At 66.1% G+C, this 16,712-nt stretch carries 16 protein-coding genes; 3 read left to right on the top strand and 13 right to left on the bottom strand.

The window, feature by feature from the left end; translation table 11 throughout:
* The first annotated feature begins 270 nt into the window (after positions 1 to 270).
* The gene (locus OEX18_07190) at positions 271 to 405 is read left to right on the top strand and encodes a hypothetical protein (GenBank protein ID MDH4337052.1); all 135 of its coding nucleotides are present in this window, start codon (positions 271 to 273) and stop codon (positions 403 to 405) included.
* A 381-nt stretch (positions 406 to 786) separates the two neighbouring features.
* Positions 787 to 2,412: a sigma 54-interacting transcriptional regulator gene (locus tag OEX18_07185; protein MDH4337051.1), complete on the top strand. Its 1,626-nt coding sequence runs from the start codon at positions 787 to 789 to the stop codon at positions 2,410 to 2,412.
* Here the strand turns inward: OEX18_07185 and OEX18_07180 are convergent, their stop codons facing one another.
* The 8 genes from OEX18_07180 to mutY form a co-directional block, all read right to left on the bottom strand.
* Positions 2,413 to 3,234 (bottom strand): metal ABC transporter permease, encoded by an 822-nt coding sequence (locus OEX18_07180; protein ID MDH4337050.1) that lies wholly within the window; start codon positions 3,232 to 3,234, stop codon positions 2,413 to 2,415.
* Between the two features lie 2 nt (positions 3,235 to 3,236).
* The gene (locus OEX18_07175) at positions 3,237 to 4,121 is read right to left on the bottom strand and encodes a metal ABC transporter substrate-binding protein (protein MDH4337049.1); all 885 of its coding nucleotides are present in this window, start codon (positions 4,119 to 4,121) and stop codon (positions 3,237 to 3,239) included.
* 14 nt (positions 4,122 to 4,135) lie between these two features.
* Positions 4,136 to 5,233 (bottom strand): hypothetical protein, encoded by a 1,098-nt coding sequence (locus OEX18_07170; GenBank protein ID MDH4337048.1) that lies wholly within the window; start codon positions 5,231 to 5,233, stop codon positions 4,136 to 4,138.
* A gap of 56 nt (positions 5,234 to 5,289) precedes the next feature.
* Positions 5,290 to 5,583 (bottom strand): hypothetical protein, encoded by a 294-nt coding sequence (locus OEX18_07165; GenBank protein MDH4337047.1) that lies wholly within the window; start codon positions 5,581 to 5,583, stop codon positions 5,290 to 5,292.
* A 44-nt stretch (positions 5,584 to 5,627) separates the two neighbouring features.
* Positions 5,628 to 6,713: an SO_0444 family Cu/Zn efflux transporter gene (locus OEX18_07160; protein ID MDH4337046.1), complete on the bottom strand. Its 1,086-nt coding sequence runs from the start codon at positions 6,711 to 6,713 to the stop codon at positions 5,628 to 5,630.
* A 128-nt stretch (positions 6,714 to 6,841) separates the two neighbouring features.
* Entirely contained in the window at positions 6,842 to 8,830 is a 1,989-nt protein-coding gene (locus tag OEX18_07155) for a sodium-translocating pyrophosphatase (GenBank protein ID MDH4337045.1), read from the bottom strand.
* 284 nt (positions 8,831 to 9,114) lie between these two features.
* Complete coding sequence (locus tag OEX18_07150; GenBank protein ID MDH4337044.1) at positions 9,115 to 9,708, bottom strand: YceI family protein; 594 nt, start codon at positions 9,706 to 9,708, stop codon at positions 9,115 to 9,117.
* Between the two features lie 88 nt (positions 9,709 to 9,796).
* Positions 9,797 to 10,942, bottom strand: coding sequence for an A/G-specific adenine glycosylase (mutY, locus tag OEX18_07145; protein MDH4337043.1), 1,146 nt, complete (start codon positions 10,940 to 10,942; stop codon positions 9,797 to 9,799).
* On the opposite strand from mutY, the gene OEX18_07140 reads away from it, so the two are divergent.
* Positions 10,933 to 11,715: a DUF3179 domain-containing protein gene (locus OEX18_07140; protein MDH4337042.1), complete on the top strand. Its 783-nt coding sequence runs from the start codon at positions 10,933 to 10,935 to the stop codon at positions 11,713 to 11,715. The genes mutY and OEX18_07140 overlap by 10 nt on opposite strands.
* Here OEX18_07140 and OEX18_07135 read toward each other — a convergent pair.
* Genes OEX18_07135 through OEX18_07115 form a run of 5 tightly spaced genes read right to left on the bottom strand, consistent with a single transcriptional unit; the run spans position 11,639 to position 16,706 of the window.
* A complete protein-coding gene (locus tag OEX18_07135) occupies positions 11,639 to 12,832 on the bottom strand; it encodes an ABC transporter permease subunit (GenBank protein MDH4337041.1) in 1,194 nt (397 codons plus the stop codon). The genes OEX18_07140 and OEX18_07135 overlap by 77 nt on opposite strands.
* Positions 12,829 to 13,599 carry an ATP-binding cassette domain-containing protein gene (locus OEX18_07130; protein MDH4337040.1) on the bottom strand — a complete coding sequence of 257 codons (771 nt, stop codon included), beginning with the start codon at positions 13,597 to 13,599 and terminating at the stop codon, positions 12,829 to 12,831. The genes OEX18_07135 and OEX18_07130 overlap by 4 nt, the downstream gene beginning before the upstream one ends.
* Positions 13,600 to 13,652: 53 nt before the next feature.
* Positions 13,653 to 13,964: an MGMT family protein gene (locus tag OEX18_07125; GenBank protein ID MDH4337039.1), complete on the bottom strand. Its 312-nt coding sequence runs from the start codon at positions 13,962 to 13,964 to the stop codon at positions 13,653 to 13,655.
* A 10-nt stretch (positions 13,965 to 13,974) separates the two neighbouring features.
* Positions 13,975 to 15,306: a T9SS type A sorting domain-containing protein gene (locus OEX18_07120; GenBank protein MDH4337038.1), complete on the bottom strand. Its 1,332-nt coding sequence runs from the start codon at positions 15,304 to 15,306 to the stop codon at positions 13,975 to 13,977.
* A 23-nt stretch (positions 15,307 to 15,329) separates the two neighbouring features.
* Positions 15,330 to 16,706 (bottom strand): T9SS type A sorting domain-containing protein, encoded by a 1,377-nt coding sequence (locus OEX18_07115; protein ID MDH4337037.1) that lies wholly within the window; start codon positions 16,704 to 16,706, stop codon positions 15,330 to 15,332.
* Positions 16,707 to 16,712: the final 6 nt, after the last annotated feature.

The raw sequence follows: 16,712 nt of genomic DNA, 5'->3' as shown, positions 1-16,712 counted from the left end.
AGATAGCAGGCGAGGTGGTCATCCGGGCGGCGCCGGCGTGTCAAGCATGCCTGACACTCGGGGGCGGGAACCATGAGCAACATCGCGCCGTGACGGGAAACCCGATGGAATAACTCGTTGTTATAAAACATGTTAAGGATTCTTGCGGAACTTTGTGCCCCGTTGGTACGCCGGTTGCCTTAACAGGATACCGAAAGGCCGACGCTGAAACGATGGGCAAGGACAAGCAGCTAAGGCCCGCAACCAGTAACGTCCAACGGAGGTAAGAAAATGCGTTACACGATCCTCTCGAATCTCGGCCTCATCCTCAGCGTTCTCGCGATTTTCGGCAAGAGCATCTGGGGTGTCATGGGCAACAGCACCTGGGGCAACAGCACCTGGGGCAACAGCACCTGGAATCGTTAGTCACTGTCCCAACGGGGGCATGACCCACGTGTTGATGTTATAGCCCAAACCGGTCGCAACTGCAATGTTGCGGCAGGGGAGGCCCAGCGGTAACTGTGCGAAGCGAATACGTCGTGGGAACCGTCCCTAGCCGGGGAGACCCACGCCGAAAAGAGCCCGCCTCCCGGCGGGCTCTTTGCTTTGCATGTGGCCGGGAAATTGTCCCCGACACACGGTGATCTGTCGGCGGGTTGCCGGGTTGGGCCGTGAGACGCTGCCGGGGCACAGAATGCGCCCGCAACTATTCTTCTAACAAAGCATTACGGTGTCCGGGACCCAATTTCCCGGCCACAACCCTCTGATTCCCGCCGGGCGGGATGTGCTACTATCGTTGCTCGAGCGATGTCCAGCAACCGCCGCAATAACCGGGGAAGAGGGCCCGATCCGCTCCTGGAACTGGGCCGCAGGCGCGCCACCAGGACGCCGGGGCCGGAGAACGCCCCCGCGCCGGACCCCAGCGCCTCGTACGCCATCATCGCCGACATCGCCATCCTGCTCGCCTCCCCCTCCGATCTCACGGGGATACTCAACAAGATCGTCGATGGCATCATCAAGGTGACCGGGTGTGAACGCGGGTTCCTCATGCTGCGCGAACCCGATGGTGGTTTCTCCACCTTCACCGGGCGCTACGCGGACATGGCGAAGTGGGAGGAAAGCGACACGCCCGAGATCAGCCACACGGTCAGGGACCGGGTTGCGGATACCCACGAGCCCTTTGCCGTCTCCGACCTGCGGCTGCTGGACGACTTCAAGACCAGCGACAGCATCCAGGCGGGCGGACTGGTGGCCGCGGTGTGCCTGCCGCTTGTCTACCGGGACGAACTGATCGGCGTGATCTACGCCGACAGCACGCACATGCTCCCGCGTCCGCTGGACGACAACCACCAGGTGTTGAGTGCGTTTGCGACCCAGGCGTCGTTCGCCATCGAGAACGCGCGCAACCACGGTGAACTGGAGAAGGGGACGGGGCGCGACCAGAAGCGCGATTCCCCGTTGGCCCAGAAGTTCACCGGGGATGGCATGGCGACACGCAACAAGGCCATGCACGAGGTCATCGCCACGGTGGAGAAGATCGCCCCGTCACACATCACCGTCCTCATGCACGGCGAGACCGGGACCGGCAAGGAAGTGTACGCGCGGGCCATCCACCGCCTGAGTCCACGCTCGGGCCGTCCCTTCATCCCGGTCAACTGCAGTGGCATGCCCCACGAACTGGTCGAGAGCATCCTGTTTGGCCACGTCAGGGGGGCGTTCTCCGGCGCGGTCGCGGATCGCCCGGGACTGTTCGAGGCGGCCGACGGCGGGACGCTCTTCCTGGACGAAATCGGCGACATGCCTCTGGCGACGCAGCCCAAGTTGCTGCGCGTGCTGGAGACCCGCGAGGTGGCCCGGGTTGGAGACGAGAGCGTGTTCCGGAAGGTCGACGTGCGCATCATCGCCGCCACCCACCGGGACCTCTCCGCGGCGGTGGAATCCAGGGCGTTCCGTGACGATCTGTTCAGCCGTCTCAACGGAGCGCAGATCCACCTGCCGCCCTTGCGCGAACGCCGCGAGGACATCATTCCCCTGGCGGAGTACTTCCTGGCGCGCAGTTCCGCCGAGTCCGGTATTCCCCAGCCGCTGCTCTCCGCGGGTGCGCGCGCGCTCCTGCTGGCGAACCCGTGGGCGGGAAACGTGCGCGGACTCAAGGGCGCCATCGAGTTCGGCGTGCACTTCCGCGACGAGCGCAACGTGATCCAGGCCGGGGCGATTGAACGATTCCTGGGGGCTGCCGGCGCCGCGCCGCCGCCGCGCGACAGCAGCACCCTGAAAGCGCAGATGGAGCGCTACGAAGAGAGCCTGCTCCGCCAGGCGCTGGCCGAGCACGGTGGCAACGTGTCGCGCACGGCCGAGGCGCTCGGTCTGAGCCGCCAGCAGTTGCACGCCAAGATCAACAAGTACGGCATCCTCCCCCCCCGCGAGGCTTGATCAACGCCGCGCGAACCGCCGCGCGGCCACCGTCAACACCAGCAACCCCGCCAGCGCCGTGATCACGGTGGGCCCTGCCGGGAGGTCCCATGCAACCGACGCGATCACCCCGATCAGAGATCCAGCCGTCGCGACCCCCCAGCCCAGCGCGAGGCGCCGGCCGGTGCTGGTGGTCACCAGCAGCGCGCACACCGGCGGGATGACCAGCAGCGAGAACACCAGCAGCACGCCCGCCACCGCCACCGACGACGTCACCACCACCGCGAAGGCCGCGTAGAACAGGAAGTCCCACCACACCAGGTTCCATCCCTTCGCCGCCGCCGCCGCGCGATCGGTACTTATCAGATTGAAGCGGTGGCGGAAGCGATAGAAGAAGGCTCCGATCACCGCGTACAGAATGGTGATCTTGATGAGTTCGTGCGGCGACACCGTGAGCAGCGATCCCGCGATCATGTGGTGCAGCATCTCCGCCCCCTCCGCGTGGTGCGAGAGCAGCAGCAGCGGGAAAGACCCCGCCGCCGCGTACAGGATGCCGATGAAGGCCTCGGGCGGAACGCGGTCGTCGCGGGTACGCGACAGGGATATCAGCAGCGCGCCGGCGAGCGTGAACAACAGGGATATCACATAGGCGGGCACCGGATCGCGAACCCCCAGGCAGAAGGCGATGGTGGCGCCCAGCGCCGAGACCTGCGCGAGAGACAGGTCCACGAAGATCACGTCGCGGCTGACCACGTGATACCCCAGGTAGGCGTGGATTCCCGCCAGGACCAGCACCGTCAACACGGCCAGCTGCACAAAGTGAAAGCCCAGCAGTTCAAGCATGGCTATTCTGCTCCCTCCAGCAGGCGGTCGATGAGGACGTCGAAGAGGCTGAAGTAGTCATCCGCGCCCGGCGCCCCGCCCACCGAAGGCGGGAGCTCGACGATCTCTGCTCCCGTCGCGCGCTCGATGGCCTCGGGCGTGCGGCGCGACTTGTATGGTTCCAGTCCAATGATCTTCACACCCCGCGTCTTGATCAACTCGATCAGCGAGGCGGTGTGGGACGGCGTGGGTTCGATTCCCGGCCACGGCTCGATGAACCCGATCACGTCCACCCCGAATGCCCTGCAGAAATATGGCCATGTGTCGTGGTAGGTGACGATCTCCATGTGCTCGAGCGGTTTTGCCTTCTGCAGCCACGCCGTCCGGTGCACTTCGAGCTCGGTGCGGAATCGCTCCAGCCCGGCCTGGTAGGCATCCGCGTGCTCGGGATCCACGCGGGCGAGCGCGTCCGCGATGGTTGCGGCGATGATCAGCCCGTTGTCGGGGTCGAGCCAGTAGTGGGGATTGCCCTGCGGGTGCACGTCGCCCATGGACGCGTCCACCTTGCCGGTGGGCCGGTTGACCGGCGCGATACTGGCGGAACAATCCACCACCAGCAACGACGCATTGCGCGACCCGTCGATGATGGGAAGCGCCCAGCGGTCCAGGTCCAGGCCGGCACGCAGGTACAGCTTCGCCTTCTTCACCTTGATCATGTAGCTGGGCAGCACCTCCACGAAGTGTGGATCCGCGTTGCCCGCGGCCAGCGAAGTCACTTCCACCAGTTCGCCACCGACGAGCCGGGTGATCGATGCCAGATCGGTGGTCGATGTGACCACTTTGACCCCGGCGGACGCGCTGGAAGCGCCCAGCACGAGGATGAGCAGCGAAACGAGCGTTGTCTTCATCGCATGTCTCCTCATTAGAATGTGTGTGGCTTGTGCGGGCCGAGCGACCACAGGAACTGCAGCGTCAGGCTGTTGTCCGCGAACGCGTACATGTCCGATGTCTGATGCCGGTACACCAGACTGAAGCGTGCCGTCTCCTCGGCGGGGGAGAAGGCGAGGAAGGCGCCCGTGGCGGTCGCCTCCACGCCGGCGATGGTGGCGTTCTGGGACCAGTCGTAGTAGACACCCGCCGACCAGCGGCGGCGCCATTGCAGCTCGGCGGAGGAGAAGATGCCGTTTGCTTCCACGGTGGCAATGGCACCGGTGCTGTCGTCGGGGACCTCCCGGTTGCTGTGCATGAACTCGGCAATCCAATTCAGCGAACGGTAGGCATCGGGTCGCCAGTGCAGCTTGGCGTCCGCATCGGCGATGCGCAGGTCGAGGTTCTCTCCTGCGTCGTAGACGCCACCCAGATACGAGCCGGCCACTTCCAGTGACCAGGTATCGGCGATCTGGCGGAACGCGGAAAGCCGTCCCGAGCCCATGATCTTCACCGTTTCCCCCTCGTGGGTGTCCCCGTCCGCCTCATGTTCGTGCTCATGGAAAGCATCGCCGTTGAAAGCGCTTGCCGAGATGGTTACCGCGGTCTCCCCGACAGCCACCAGCGTTGTGGCGCGCAGCCCCACGGCGCGCAGCCCCTCTTCGCCCAGCATGGTCTGCTGCATGAGCGGACGTTCGATCCACGCCCACTGGTGCGGGTGCTGGGGGTTGATGCGCCCGAAATCGAGCAGGTACGCCCCCGCGCTCAGTTGCAGGGAGAGCGGCAGCCCGCGCAGTACGGTGAGATACGCCTCCTCGATTTCGATGTCGGGGCCGAGCCCATGGATGCCGAGGAAGACGTCCGCGCGCATGAAGGGATTTAGGTACGCGTTGAGGGCGAGCTCGAGCTCGGCGAAGTCGAACTCCAGTTGCTCGCGGCCCAGCGAATCGGCTGCCTCTGACGCGCGCGCGATCACGCGCATGTCGCCGATCGCGCTCAGGTCCGGATTGGTGAGTGTCTGGCTGCGGGCCGTACCCGCGGTTGCGATCAGTATCCCCGCGATCCATGTCGCGGCGTTCCGCCCATGTTTCATGACGGATCCTCCTCACGCTGGGTGGACGTTGTGTCCGGAAGAGAAGTTCGGGAGAACTAGATTGCGAGGTGGCGGGGAGGCGCGCGCGAAGCGTGTTTGCGCGCCGGCGTGGAGGTGACCCGGGTGTCGGGCGAAGGTGCATGCAGGCGGGTGCCGGGACCGGGCCCGGTACCGGTGCCATGGATGCCGCTTTGGCCGGCCGCGGGTGCGTGGAATTGACAGGTTGTGCACGCGGGGTGCGTGGCGGACGCTTCGTCCGCGGCGTGCGCGTGCGTGGCGTGCACCATGCCCATCACCACAAACGCGACGGCGAGGACGACGGCGACGAAACGGGCCGAATTGGAATGCATGCGCGGAGCATGCACCTCCCGATGGCGCGTGTCAAGCGGGCGCTTCACCGGTCCGCCATTCGCTCGGTCAGGCGCTTGAGGCGTGATGCCGCGTGCTGCAGCGAGCGTTTGCGGTAGAGGCTGGCCGCCGCCATGAGCAGAAACACCGCCACGGTCAACATCTTCCATAGCGACACGCCGTCGTGGATGTGGAACGACGGGTCGAACGGCGGCAGTGACAACGAGCCGACCAGGGCGTCGAACGCCACACCCAGCGCGACGCTGGTTACGACGATGGACACGAGGTATGTCACCAGAAAGCGCAGCCCGAATTCCGCGCGCAACACCACCAGGCCGGCCGCGTTGGTCGCCGGTCCCGCCAGCAGGAACACAATGGCGGCGCCGGGGCTGATGCCCCCGGCGATGAAACCGGCCGCGACCGGAGTCGATGCGGTGGCGCACACATACAGGGGGATACCGATGGCCGCCATCACCAGGTACTGCCAGAAGACGCCGCCGCCCAGCGAGCTCGCGTCGATCGACGGAAGCCACATGCCGATGAGTGCCGCGAGGGCAATGCCCAGCATCAGTTGCAGGATCATGTCATCGAAGATCTCGACGAATCCGTAGTGCAACGCGCGCTTCCACCACGGATCGCGCGCCGGCGATTGCACCGTCGAGGCCGTGCCGTTGCCGCAGTGGCAGGAGTCGGCCACCGGCGGCGCTTGTGCTGCGGGCGTCTTGCGGTCCAACAGGGAATCGACCGCGAGACCCGTCCCCAGCGCGGAGAACACGGCGGCGATGGGGCGATAGATGGCCATCACCGGGCCGATGAGCGCGTACGTCAACAGGATGGAAACCACGTCGGTCTCCGGCACGGAGACCAGGAACGACGCCGTGGCGCCCTTGCTGGCGCCGTCGCGGCGCAGGGCCATGGCAGCGGGAAGCACGCTGCACGAACACAGCGGCATGGGAACGCCAATGAGCGCCCCGTACAGCACCGAGCGGCGCCCGGGGCGCGTCAGGCGCGCGGTGATGGCGGGGAAACGCGCCAGCACGACGTGCAACACGCCGGCCAGCGCGAACCCGAGGATGAGGTAGGGCGCGGACTCGCCAAGGATCGAAAGTATGGACGAAACGAACGCGTTCATGACTTTGCAGAGAATCTATGCAGCAAATATACCACCCGGCGGCGATTCGCGCCGGGGGCAATCGGGCTCAAAAAAAGGCGCCGCGCCCCGGATGGGACGCGGCGCCGTGGAAAGCAATGCGGCCTGGTCTAGAGCCCGCGGCCGATGACCGGCGCGAATACCAGCGCCACCACCGCCATGAGCTTGATCAGGATGTTCATCGACGGTCCCGAGGTGTCCTTGAAGGGATCGCCCACGGTGTCGCCGACGACGGCCGCCTTGTGCGCGTCGGAGCCCTTGCCCCCGTGCGCGCCCTCTTCGATGTGCTTCTTGGCGTTGTCCCACGCGCCGCCCGAGTTGGCCATGAAGATGGCCAGCAGCACGCCGGTCGCGGTGGCACCGGCGAGGAAACCGCCCAGTGCTTCCGCCCCGAGGCCGAAGCCGACAATCAGCGGCGCGGTCACGGCCAGCAGGCCGGGCACCACCATCTCCTTGAGGGCGCTCCGGGTGGCGATGGTGATGCACGTCTCCACGTCCGGTTCCGCGGTGCCTTCCAGCAGGCCCTTGATTTCACGGAACTGGCGGCGGATCTCCATCACCATCTTGTTGGCCGCGCGGCCCACCGCTTCCATGGTGAGCGCGGCGATGAGGAACGGCACCATGGCGCCCAGCAACAGCCCGATCACCGTGGTCGCGTTGGTGAGGTTGATGGTCTCGAGCCCCACCGTGTGCTGGTAGGCGGAGAACAGCGCCAGCGCGGTGAGCGCGGCGCTACCGATGGCAAAGCCCTTGCCGATGGCAGCGGTGGTGTTGCCGATGGAGTCGAGCTTGTCGGTCACCTTGCGCACCTCGGGCCCGGCGTGACTCATCTCGGCGATGCCACCCGCGTTGTCAGCGATGGGGCCGTATGAGTCCGTCGACATCACGATACCGATGGTGGACAGCATGCCCACGCCGGCGATGGCGATGCCGTACAGGCCCTTCATCTCGAAGGAGATCCAGATGGCGAGGGCGATGGTGAGCAACGGCGCCACCGTGCTCTTGAAGCCCACGGCGAGGCCGGTGATGATGTTGGTCGCGGCACCACCCTCCGCGCTGGAATTGGCGATCTCCAGGACCGGCTTGCCGGCGGTGTAGTACTCCGTCTCCTTGGCGATGACCAGCCCGCAAATCAGCCCCACGATGACGGACCAGTACACGGTGATATCGCCGGTGACGAAACGGTTGATCACGTACGCGCCCACGATGAAGATCAGACCCGTCGTGTAGGTCGCCCAGTTGAGCGCCGCCATCGGATTCATCTTCTTGTACAGATTCATCGACCAGATGCCGACGACCGACGAAACCAGCCCCACCGCAATCAGCGCGATGGGTGCGACCATGTACGGCAGCGGGTCGGTGAAGGTCGATGCGATGGCCAGCGCGGCAATGACCGACCCCACGTACGACTCGAACAGGTCGGCGCCCATGCCGGCGGTGTCGCCCACGTTGTCGCCCACGTTGTCGGCAATCACGCCGGGGTTGCGCGGGTCGTCCTCGGGAATGCCCGCCTCGACCTTGCCCACCAGGTCACTGCCCACGTCGGCGCTCTTGGTGTAGATACCGCCCCCAACGCGCGCGAAGAGTGCGATGCTGGACGCGCCCATCGCGAAGCCATTGATGGTGATGGGCATGTTTGCCGGGTCGCTCTTGAGCAGCAGGAAGGCCACGCCCAGGCCGATCAAGCCCAGCGATGCCACCGTCAAGCCCATCACCGAACCGCCCAGGAACGCGATGACGAGTGCCGCCGGTGCGCCACCCTCCTTCGCACCCCAGCACGTGCGCGGCGCGCAACGGGTGGATGCCTCCATGCCGTACCAGCCCGCCGCCATCGAGCACAGCGCGCCGCCCAGGTAGGCGATGCCCGTCTTGATACCGAGGACGAATGTGAGCGCGATGAACACGACCGCCATGAAGCCGGCGATGATGGTGTACTCGCGCTTGAGGAACGTCATCGCCCCGAGGTGGATGCGCCCCCCGATCTTCTGCATGGTCTCGTTGCCGGCGGAATGGCGGGTCATCGCCACGAAGTTCACCGTGGCCATCGCCATCCCGAACACCCCCAGCCAGGGGATGACGAGCAGCAAGGTGTCGAGCATGAAATCGGCCTCCTTGAACAGGTGTAGCCCTCAAGCGTTCCGCAGCGCGGACCGCGGGCCGTGATTCAAACCGTTTCCGTGAGCGTTATTGACGCGAGAGGTGTGACGTGGCGTCGATGTGAACGCGTCGGATCCCTTGACCGGCGCAACAATCGGCGCTGCGGCGCGCCCGAGGCCGGACTTGTCGGGGGAGTGTATCGGACGGGGTGGGCGGGGTCAAGCGGGAAGCGGCCCCGCAACGCGTTGTCTATGAACGCGTTGCGGGGTACGCCGCGATCGCCCGTCTACGACGACTGCTTTTGCGCTTCGGCGCCGATCTCGATGTAGACGGTCTCGTCCACCAGCACGCCGCCGGCCTCCAGCGCCTTGTTCCAGTTGGCCCCGTAGTCGGTGCGGTTGATCTGGAAGGCGGCGTCGATGCCGATCACCTGCTGGCCCCACGGGTTGGTGGCGGGACCGCTCAGCGTGAAGGGCAGTTCGACCTCCTTGGTGACGCCGCGGATGGTGAGGTCGCCGAGCGCGACCCACTGCTCGCCCTTCTTCGTGATCTTCTTGCTCTTGAACGTCAGCATGGGATGGGTCTCGACGTCCAGGAAGTCGGCGCTCTTGAGGTGCGCGTCACGCTTTTCGTTGTTGGTGTCGATGCTCGCCGCTTCGATGCTGACCTCAACCGTCGAATTCTCGACATTGGGCGCGAGCTTGATGGTGCCGGACACGGTGCCGAACGAGCCCTTCACGTTGGTCACCATCATGTGACGAACCTTGAAGCCAACCGACGTGTGCGCCGGATCGAGCGTGTAGATGTCCTGGGCGTGCGCGGCGGGTGCCGCTACCAGTGCGGCCATCGCCAGCACGCCGGTGAAGTTTCGGATGTGCATTTGGTCATTTCCTCCGTGCGTGAGAATCTTTCGCCGGCAGGGTGCCGGTCCAGTTCAGGATCCAAAATAGGCAGCGGGGTGACCCGCGTCAAATTCCATCGCGCCGGCGGCGTGGCGCTGCCCGTCGCCCGCCACGGCGTTCCGGGCCAAGCGCCCGCTCCCGCAACGTCTTGATGAACTTGTGGTTCGCCCTGGGGAAGGCGTAGTGGGCGGTTTCCTCGAGGAGGATCCAGCGGTGGTCGGTGGGCCCGTCCAGCCGCACCCGGCCGCCGGCGTAGCGGCACTCGAACACGTCGATCTCCACCTTGAGGTGGGTGTAGGCGTGCTTCACCCGCGCCACGCGTTCTCCCACCTCCACGTCGAGATTGACCTCTTCGCGAATCTCGCGGCGACACGCCTGCTCGGCGGACTCGTCCGGCCCGATCTTGCCGCCGGGGAATTCCCACAGCCCGCCCAGCATACCCGATTCGGCGCGCCGCGTGATGAGGACCCGGCCGTTGCGCCGTACCACGCCTACCGCGATGCGCTGCACGGGGACCGCACGCCTCGGGTCGCGGCGCGGAAACGCCTCCGGGGTTCCGGCGGCCAGCGCCGCACACGCGCCGGCAACCGGGCACGCTCCGCAGGACGGCCCCGTGGGCCGGCACACCGTGGCGCCCAGCTCCATAAGCGCCTGGTTGAAGTCGCCGGGGTGTGCGTGGTCGAGGAGTGAGTCCGCGCGGCGGCGGATCTCGCGCGCACCCGCCGGGCGGTCGACCGACTCCGCGGTGGCAAACAGCCGCGCGATGACGCGCTTCACGTTGCCGTCCACCACCACGGTGGGAACGCCGAAGGCGATGCTGGGCACCGCGGCGCCGATGTACTCGCCCACACCGGGCAGTGTGCGGAAGGCGTCTGCGTCGCCGGGCACCGAACCCCCGAAACGATTCACCACCTCGCGCGCGGCCGCGTGCAGGTTGCGCGCGCGGGCGTAGTAACCGAGCCCCTCCCACTGCTTGAGCACGTCGTCGAGCGGCGCGCGGGCCAGGGATGCGACATCCGGGAAGCGCGCGACGAAGCGCTCGTAGAAGGGAACCACGGTGGCCACCTGGGTCTGCTGCAGCATGACCTCGGAAACCCAGATGTGATAGGCGTCCCGGGTCCGCCGCCAGGGCAGGTCGCGGCGCGAACGCCGGTACCAGGCGAGGAGCTTTTTGGTTATCTTGATGTTATGGGGTTTCCCGGTTGAGCTCATCGTACGCGTTTCGGGCACTCGGTTCTGCTGCCGCGAGCGTCGTGCTCGCGGCGCTTGCGGGTTGCGAATTCTCCGGCACCAGCGTGGTGGAGACGCGGGTGGAACGCGTGGTGATCACCGACCAGGACGGGCGCGGCTGGGACGTCACCCAGGCGGTCGTCCGCTACGGTTTCGAGCCCCGCCGCTTCCTCTTCGGGCTGGGGGCGTCCAGGATCACGCCCTTCGTGCTCCCGATGATGGCCGCCCCGGCCGATTCCGGATACCCGGCGCCGGACGATACCCTCGCCGTGATCGGTGTGGACGGCTCGCCGGCGCGCGCCTATCGAATCGCCGATCTGCTGGACGTCGAGGTCGCCGACGATACGCTCGCCGGGACGCCGTTCGCGGTGGTGGTGCGTCCGCTCTTCACGGACAACGATCCAGCCGTGTATGTGCGTGTCCTCGACGGTGACACACTCACCCTCAGCGCCTCCGGCTGGGTTTACGATTCGCAGTCCGTCCTCTTCGACATCGAGAGCGGCAGCATGTGGTATCGCCTGGCGGGCGAGAGCCACCTCACCTGTATCGCGGGATCTCATTTCACCGGCCGTCTCCCGCCGCGCCCGTTCACGGTCCAGTCCTGGCAGCAGTGGCACGGCGCGCACCCCGGAAGCCTGTTCATGCTGCGTCCGCCACAGGCGCCGCAACCCGCCGGGTTCATGAACGGAAGATGGTCGACTCGCGCCGGAACCACCACGCCGAACCGTACAGGCTCGCCACCGCCAGCAGGGTGAGCGACGCATACACCAGGATCAGGTGCGGCGCCTTGATGGTGCCGGCCAGGATTTCCTTGGTTGCGAGCGATACATTGAGAACCGGAATCAACGCGGTACCGTAGCTCATGGTGATGCCCGGAATGAGACCGATGGCGGCGGGCAGGATCACGGCGATATTCAGGGGCGAGATCAGGCTCTGCGCCTCCTTGAAGGAACGCGCGGTCAGCGACACCGACAGCAGGATGCCCGCGAAGAATATGGTGAGCGGCAACAGCAGGCTGAAGAGCAGCGCAATGGTGTGCCAGCCGAAGATTTTCACGATGAGATCCAGGAACTCGGGGGGTATCTCCGGCGCCTGCTTGACTCCGATGTAGAGCCCCGCCATGGACACCAGCGCCGAAACCAGGCCGGACACCACCACCACGCCGAACTTGCCCAGCAGGATGTGGAAGCGGTTCACGGGTGCGGTGAGCAGCGTCTCCATGGTGCCGCGCTCCTTTTCCCCCGCGCCCAGATCGATGGCCGGATACATCGCGCCCATGAAACAGAAGATGATGAACATGTACGGCAGCATCCCGCCCACCGACTTGCCCACGCGCTCTTCCATGCTGGCCACGTTGTGGCTCTTCATTTCCACCGCGTCCACAATGGATGCGTCCATCTCCAGCCGCTCGAAGCGATCATCCAGCAGCTCGCGCTCGTACTCCTCCAGTGTCTCCTGCAGCCGGTTGCGCACGATGGTGCGGTCGTCGGTGGACTTGTAGTAGAAGTCCACGCGCCCCGGCTTCAGCTCCGCCACCTCGTCGTCGAACTCGGGCGCAACCACGAAGACGCCGTCCAGGCTGTCGCTGCGCACCAGCGCCAGCAGGCTGTCGAGCGGCAGGCCGTCCTCCAGTTCGATGTCGTCGCGGGCTTCGAGCATGGCGACGAAGCGCGCCGCCGCGCCGTTGTCCACGCACGCCACCTTCAGCACGCGGTTACGCGCCTTGTCCGACTGGGATTTCTCCACCGAGAACATCACCCGGAACAGAACCGGGAAGAGCAGCAACGGGATGACCACCATGAAGACCAGCGTGCGCCGGTCGCGCAGCGTGTCCACCATCTCCTTGCGAAACACCGTGATGATGGTTCTCATGCCCCCGCCTCGACCCAGCGGATGAACTCGTCCTCGAGAGACGGGGCCTTCATGTCCTTGACGAACTCGTCGTAGGTGCCGTTGAACAGCAGCCGGCCGCGGTGAATCAGCGCGAGGTCGTCGGAGAGCTGGCCCACCTCGCCCATGCGGTGGGTGGAGAACAGCACCGTCTTGCCGCGCTCGCGCGCCTGCCGCACCAGGTTCACGATGGATCGCGACGCTATCACGTCGAGGCCCGCGGTGGCCTCGTCGAGCACCAGCACGTCGGGGTCGTGGATGAGCGTGCGCGCGATGGACACCTTCTGTTTCATGCCGGTGGAGAGCTTGTTGATGCGCCGGTCGGCGTAGGAGCCCATGTCGAGGGTGGCGAAGATCTCATCCCGCCGCCGGGTGAACACATTGCCCGGGACGTCGTGCAGGTCGGCGACGTACTTCACCAGCTCGCGCGGGGTGAGGCGGTCGTACAGTTGCGTGGACCCGGTCAGGAAGCCCAGCGCGGCGCGCACCGACTTGGGGTCCTTCACGCAGTCGTGCTTGTCCACCAGGATCGTGCCCGCGGTGGGGCGCAGCATGGTGGCGATCAGGCGCAGCGTGGTGGTCTTGCCGGCGCCGTTGGGACCGAGCAGCGAGAATATCCGCCCCGGCTTGCAGGTGAAGGAAATGTCGGAAACCGCGTCCACGGTGTCGCCCTTGAACGCGCTGCCCATCTCCCGGCGTTGCTGGCGGGAGAGGCGAAAGGTCTTGGAGACGTTGCGAACTTCAATCATGGCCGCACAGGATAGCAGCGGCGAGCACGCGCGTGCAAGCGCGACCGCTACGGCTACGGATCCCACTGAAAACGGCTCATGTCCACCCGCTGGCCGCGAAACTGCACGCCCTCGGCCTCCAGCAGCCGGCGCTGGTCGCGTTCGCTGGATGGCGAATTGCGCTCGCTGATGGAACCGGCGTGATTGACCACGCGGTGCCAGGGCAGGTCCATGTCGTCGGAGACTTCGCGCAACGCGCGTCCCACCAGGCGCGCGTGGCGCGGCAACCCGGCCAGGGCGGCGATCTGGCCGTAGGTGGCCACGCGCCCGCGCGGAATGGACGCGATGAGCGAGTGGATGAGATCGAGTGTTTGTGCGGAGGTCACGGCATGCGGGCTACTTGAGCAGCAGCATGCGCCGTGTCTCCGACCGCCCCGAAGCGCGCATGCGGTAGAAGTACACCCCGGAAGCCACCTCCCGCCCGGCGCCGTCGCGGCCGTCCCAGCCCGCCTGGTGCAGGCCGGCGGGGAGCGCGTCGTCCACCAGCGTGCGCACGCGGCGGCCGGCCACGTCGAACACCTCCAGCAGCACGTGCCCGCCGCGCGTGACCTCGAAGGGGATGACGGTCGCCGGATTGAACGGGTTGGGCGCGTTCTGCGCCAGGCTGAAATCCGCCGCCCCGGGGACGCCGGCCGCAGGCGCGTCGGTCACCGAAAACGCAAACAGGCCGTTCTCGATGTCGCACACGTAGATGTTGCCGTCCGGCGAGTACGCGTAGCAGCCGATGGCACCCACGAAACCTTCGCCGGTGCGGCGCGAGGTATCGTACTGGCCGGCCAGCACGGGACGCGTGGGATCGGCGAGATCGAACACCTTCAATCCGGCGGAGTAATACGCCACGTACGCAAGATCGCCGACGACGTAGATGTTGTGCACGGTGGCGTCCGCGTCCGCAATCTGTCCCACGCGCACCGGGAAGGCGGGATCGGCGATGTCCCAGATGCTGATGTCGGCTCCGGGGTGGGTGATCAGTTCGTCGCAGAGGTACAGGTAGCGCTCGTCCGCGGTGACGTCGCCGCTGTGGTGGAAGCGGATCTGGGGGTCGTTGATGACGCCCAGCGTGTCCGGCGCGGCGGGGTCGCTTACGTCCCAGATCACCGTGCCGTTGGAACCGTGAAAGTCGTACAGGCGGTTTCCGCGCGGGGTGGAGTCGTGGCCCTCGCCGCCGGTCTGGTAGAGCAGGGCGGGCGCGGTGGGGTCGGCGAGGTCGAAGATGCGCAGCCCCGGAAACTCGGTGTACATCACGCCGGTGGCGGAAATCTGGATGGTGTGCGACGAGGGGAACCCGTTGGGCAGCACCACCGGATGGGCGGGGTCGGCGATATCGATGATGCGGCTGTCCAGCCCGCTCTGGTTGCCGTCGCAGGTGTAGAGGTAATGATCCCAGGTGCGCACGTCGAAACCGGGGATGGCGCCGATCTGTGCGGCGATGCGCATGTCGGTGGGGTCGGTGACGTCCACGATGAACACCTTCTCGTAGTCGTCGCCGAGGATCGCGTACAGCCGCGACGAGAACGGGTCGTCGTAGATGATCACATTGGTGAGAAACACGCTGTTGGGCAGGTTCATCCGCCCCACCAGGGTGATGTCCACCGCGGACCAGACCGAAGCAGCCGCGCACACGCAGGCCGCGGCGACGGCGGGCAGTATCAGGCGGCGCGCCAGCATGCGGCAACTCTACGCCAGCGCGCCTACTTGAGCAACACCATCCGCCGCGTGTCGGACCGTCTGTTGACCTCGAGGCGCGCGAAGTATACGCCCGACGCGGCCCCCGCGCCGGATGCATCCCGGCCGTTCCAGGCCGTGTCGTGCTGGCCGGCCGCTTCGCGGCCGTCGACCAGCACGCGCACCAGCCGCCCGCGTGCGTCGTAGACGGCGAGTCGGACGTTCAGCGGCTGATCGAGCTGGTAGCGGATGGTGGTCGCCGGGTTGAACGGATTGGGGAAGTTGCCCAGCAGGCGCGCGGCGGCGGGCCGCGGCGTATCGCCGCCGACACCGGTGGCGGGGCCGCCGTAACCTTCCACCGAGAACAGGAACAGTCCGTTGTCGAAGTCCGACGCGTAGACTACACCGTTGTCCGCGAACGGGTACACACCGAAGCATCCTTCGTAGTTCTCGCCCGTGAATCCCGATGTATCGTGGGTATCCAGCAGCACCGGGCTGATGGGATTGGTGGTGTCGTATACGCGGAACCCCGCCGAATAGTGCGACACGAACGCGAAGTCGTCCACGATGTACAGATTGTGAATGGTCGACGTCGGGTCGCCAAACGAGTTCATCCGCGCGGGAGACTGCGGGTTGGATATGTCCCATATACTCACATCGGGCCGCGGGTTGGTGGCCAGCTCGTCACAGATGTAGAGGTAGCGGCCATCCGGCGTGGGGCATCCGCTGTGGTGGTACACGATGTTCGGATCCGTGATGCTGCCGAGCAGTACCGGGCTCAGGCGGTTGCTGATGTCATAGAAGCGCGTGCCGGAGTAGCCGTGAAAATCGTAGAGCATGTCGCCCACCGCGTACGAGTCGTGCCCGTCGCTCAGGTCTGTGGTCCACTTGAGAATCGGCGCCATGGGGTTGGTTGCAATGTCGTACGCCCACAGTCCCGGCGACTCCGCGTACAGGTAGCCGTCGGGATGGACCGAGAAGTTGTGGTGCGACGGAAACACCAGCGAAGTAACCGGGTTCTGGATGTCGGAGATGTCGTACACGCGGCTGGTCGAGGTGGAGCCGCCGCCGTTGCAGGCGTACACGTAGTGCTGCCACACCTTGACGTCGAAACCGAAGCGCTGGTTGCCGATGATTGCCTTGGTCAGGAACGGATTGGCCGGGTCTTCCACGTTGATGATGTACACGCCGCCGCCAAGGTGGTTTCCCCAGTCGCCCATGATGGCGTAGTGGACGCCGTTGGGGTCGACGTATCCCCACACGTCGCAGATCTCGTCCATGCCCGCCGGGAGCAACTGCCCCAGCAGGGTGATGTCCCCCCTGGCCGCGCGCGCGGCACCTCCCATGCCTGCCATGATGAACAACGCACCGAGGGCGATGCGAACGAGCTTGCCGAATTTCATTGGCTC

It is taken from the genome of Candidatus Krumholzibacteriia bacterium, from assembly GCA_029865265.1.
Lineage (GTDB): Bacteria > Krumholzibacteriota > Krumholzibacteriia > WVZY01 > JAKEHA01 > JAKEHA01.
Note: the sequence above shows the minus strand (reverse complement) of the source record. Positions and strands in the feature narration are given on the sequence as shown.

Bases quoted from the DNA above. Each gene is read 5' to 3' on its own strand.
- OEX18_07115 (MDH4337037.1), bottom strand. From the start codon at position 16,706: ATGAAATTCGGCAAGCTCGTTCGCATCGCCCTCGGTGCGTTGTTCATC.
- OEX18_07120 (MDH4337038.1), bottom strand. From the start codon at position 15,306: ATGCTGGCGCGCCGCCTGATACTGCCCGCCGTCGCCGCGGCCTGCGTG.
- OEX18_07160 (MDH4337046.1), bottom strand. From the start codon at position 6,713: ATGAACGCGTTCGTTTCGTCCATACTTTCGATCCTTGGCGAGTCCGCG.
- OEX18_07185 (MDH4337051.1), top strand. From the start codon at position 787: ATGTCCAGCAACCGCCGCAATAACCGGGGAAGAGGGCCCGATCCGCTC.
- OEX18_07170 (MDH4337048.1), bottom strand. From the start codon at position 5,233: ATGAAACATGGGCGGAACGCCGCGACATGGATCGCGGGGATACTGATC.
- OEX18_07180 (MDH4337050.1), bottom strand. From the start codon at position 3,234: ATGCTTGAACTGCTGGGCTTTCACTTTGTGCAGCTGGCCGTGTTGACG.
- OEX18_07135 (MDH4337041.1), bottom strand. From the start codon at position 12,832: ATGAGAACCATCATCACGGTGTTTCGCAAGGAGATGGTGGACACGCTG.
- OEX18_07190 (MDH4337052.1), top strand. From the start codon at position 271: ATGCGTTACACGATCCTCTCGAATCTCGGCCTCATCCTCAGCGTTCTC.
- OEX18_07155 (MDH4337045.1), bottom strand. From the start codon at position 8,830: ATGCTCGACACCTTGCTGCTCGTCATCCCCTGGCTGGGGGTGTTCGGG.
- OEX18_07175 (MDH4337049.1), bottom strand. From the start codon at position 4,121: ATGAAGACAACGCTCGTTTCGCTGCTCATCCTCGTGCTGGGCGCTTCC.
- OEX18_07165 (MDH4337047.1), bottom strand. From the start codon at position 5,583: ATGCATTCCAATTCGGCCCGTTTCGTCGCCGTCGTCCTCGCCGTCGCG.
- OEX18_07130 (MDH4337040.1), bottom strand. From the start codon at position 13,599: ATGATTGAAGTTCGCAACGTCTCCAAGACCTTTCGCCTCTCCCGCCAG.
- OEX18_07150 (MDH4337044.1), bottom strand. From the start codon at position 9,708: ATGCACATCCGAAACTTCACCGGCGTGCTGGCGATGGCCGCACTGGTA.
- mutY (MDH4337043.1), bottom strand. From the start codon at position 10,942: ATGAGCTCAACCGGGAAACCCCATAACATCAAGATAACCAAAAAGCTC.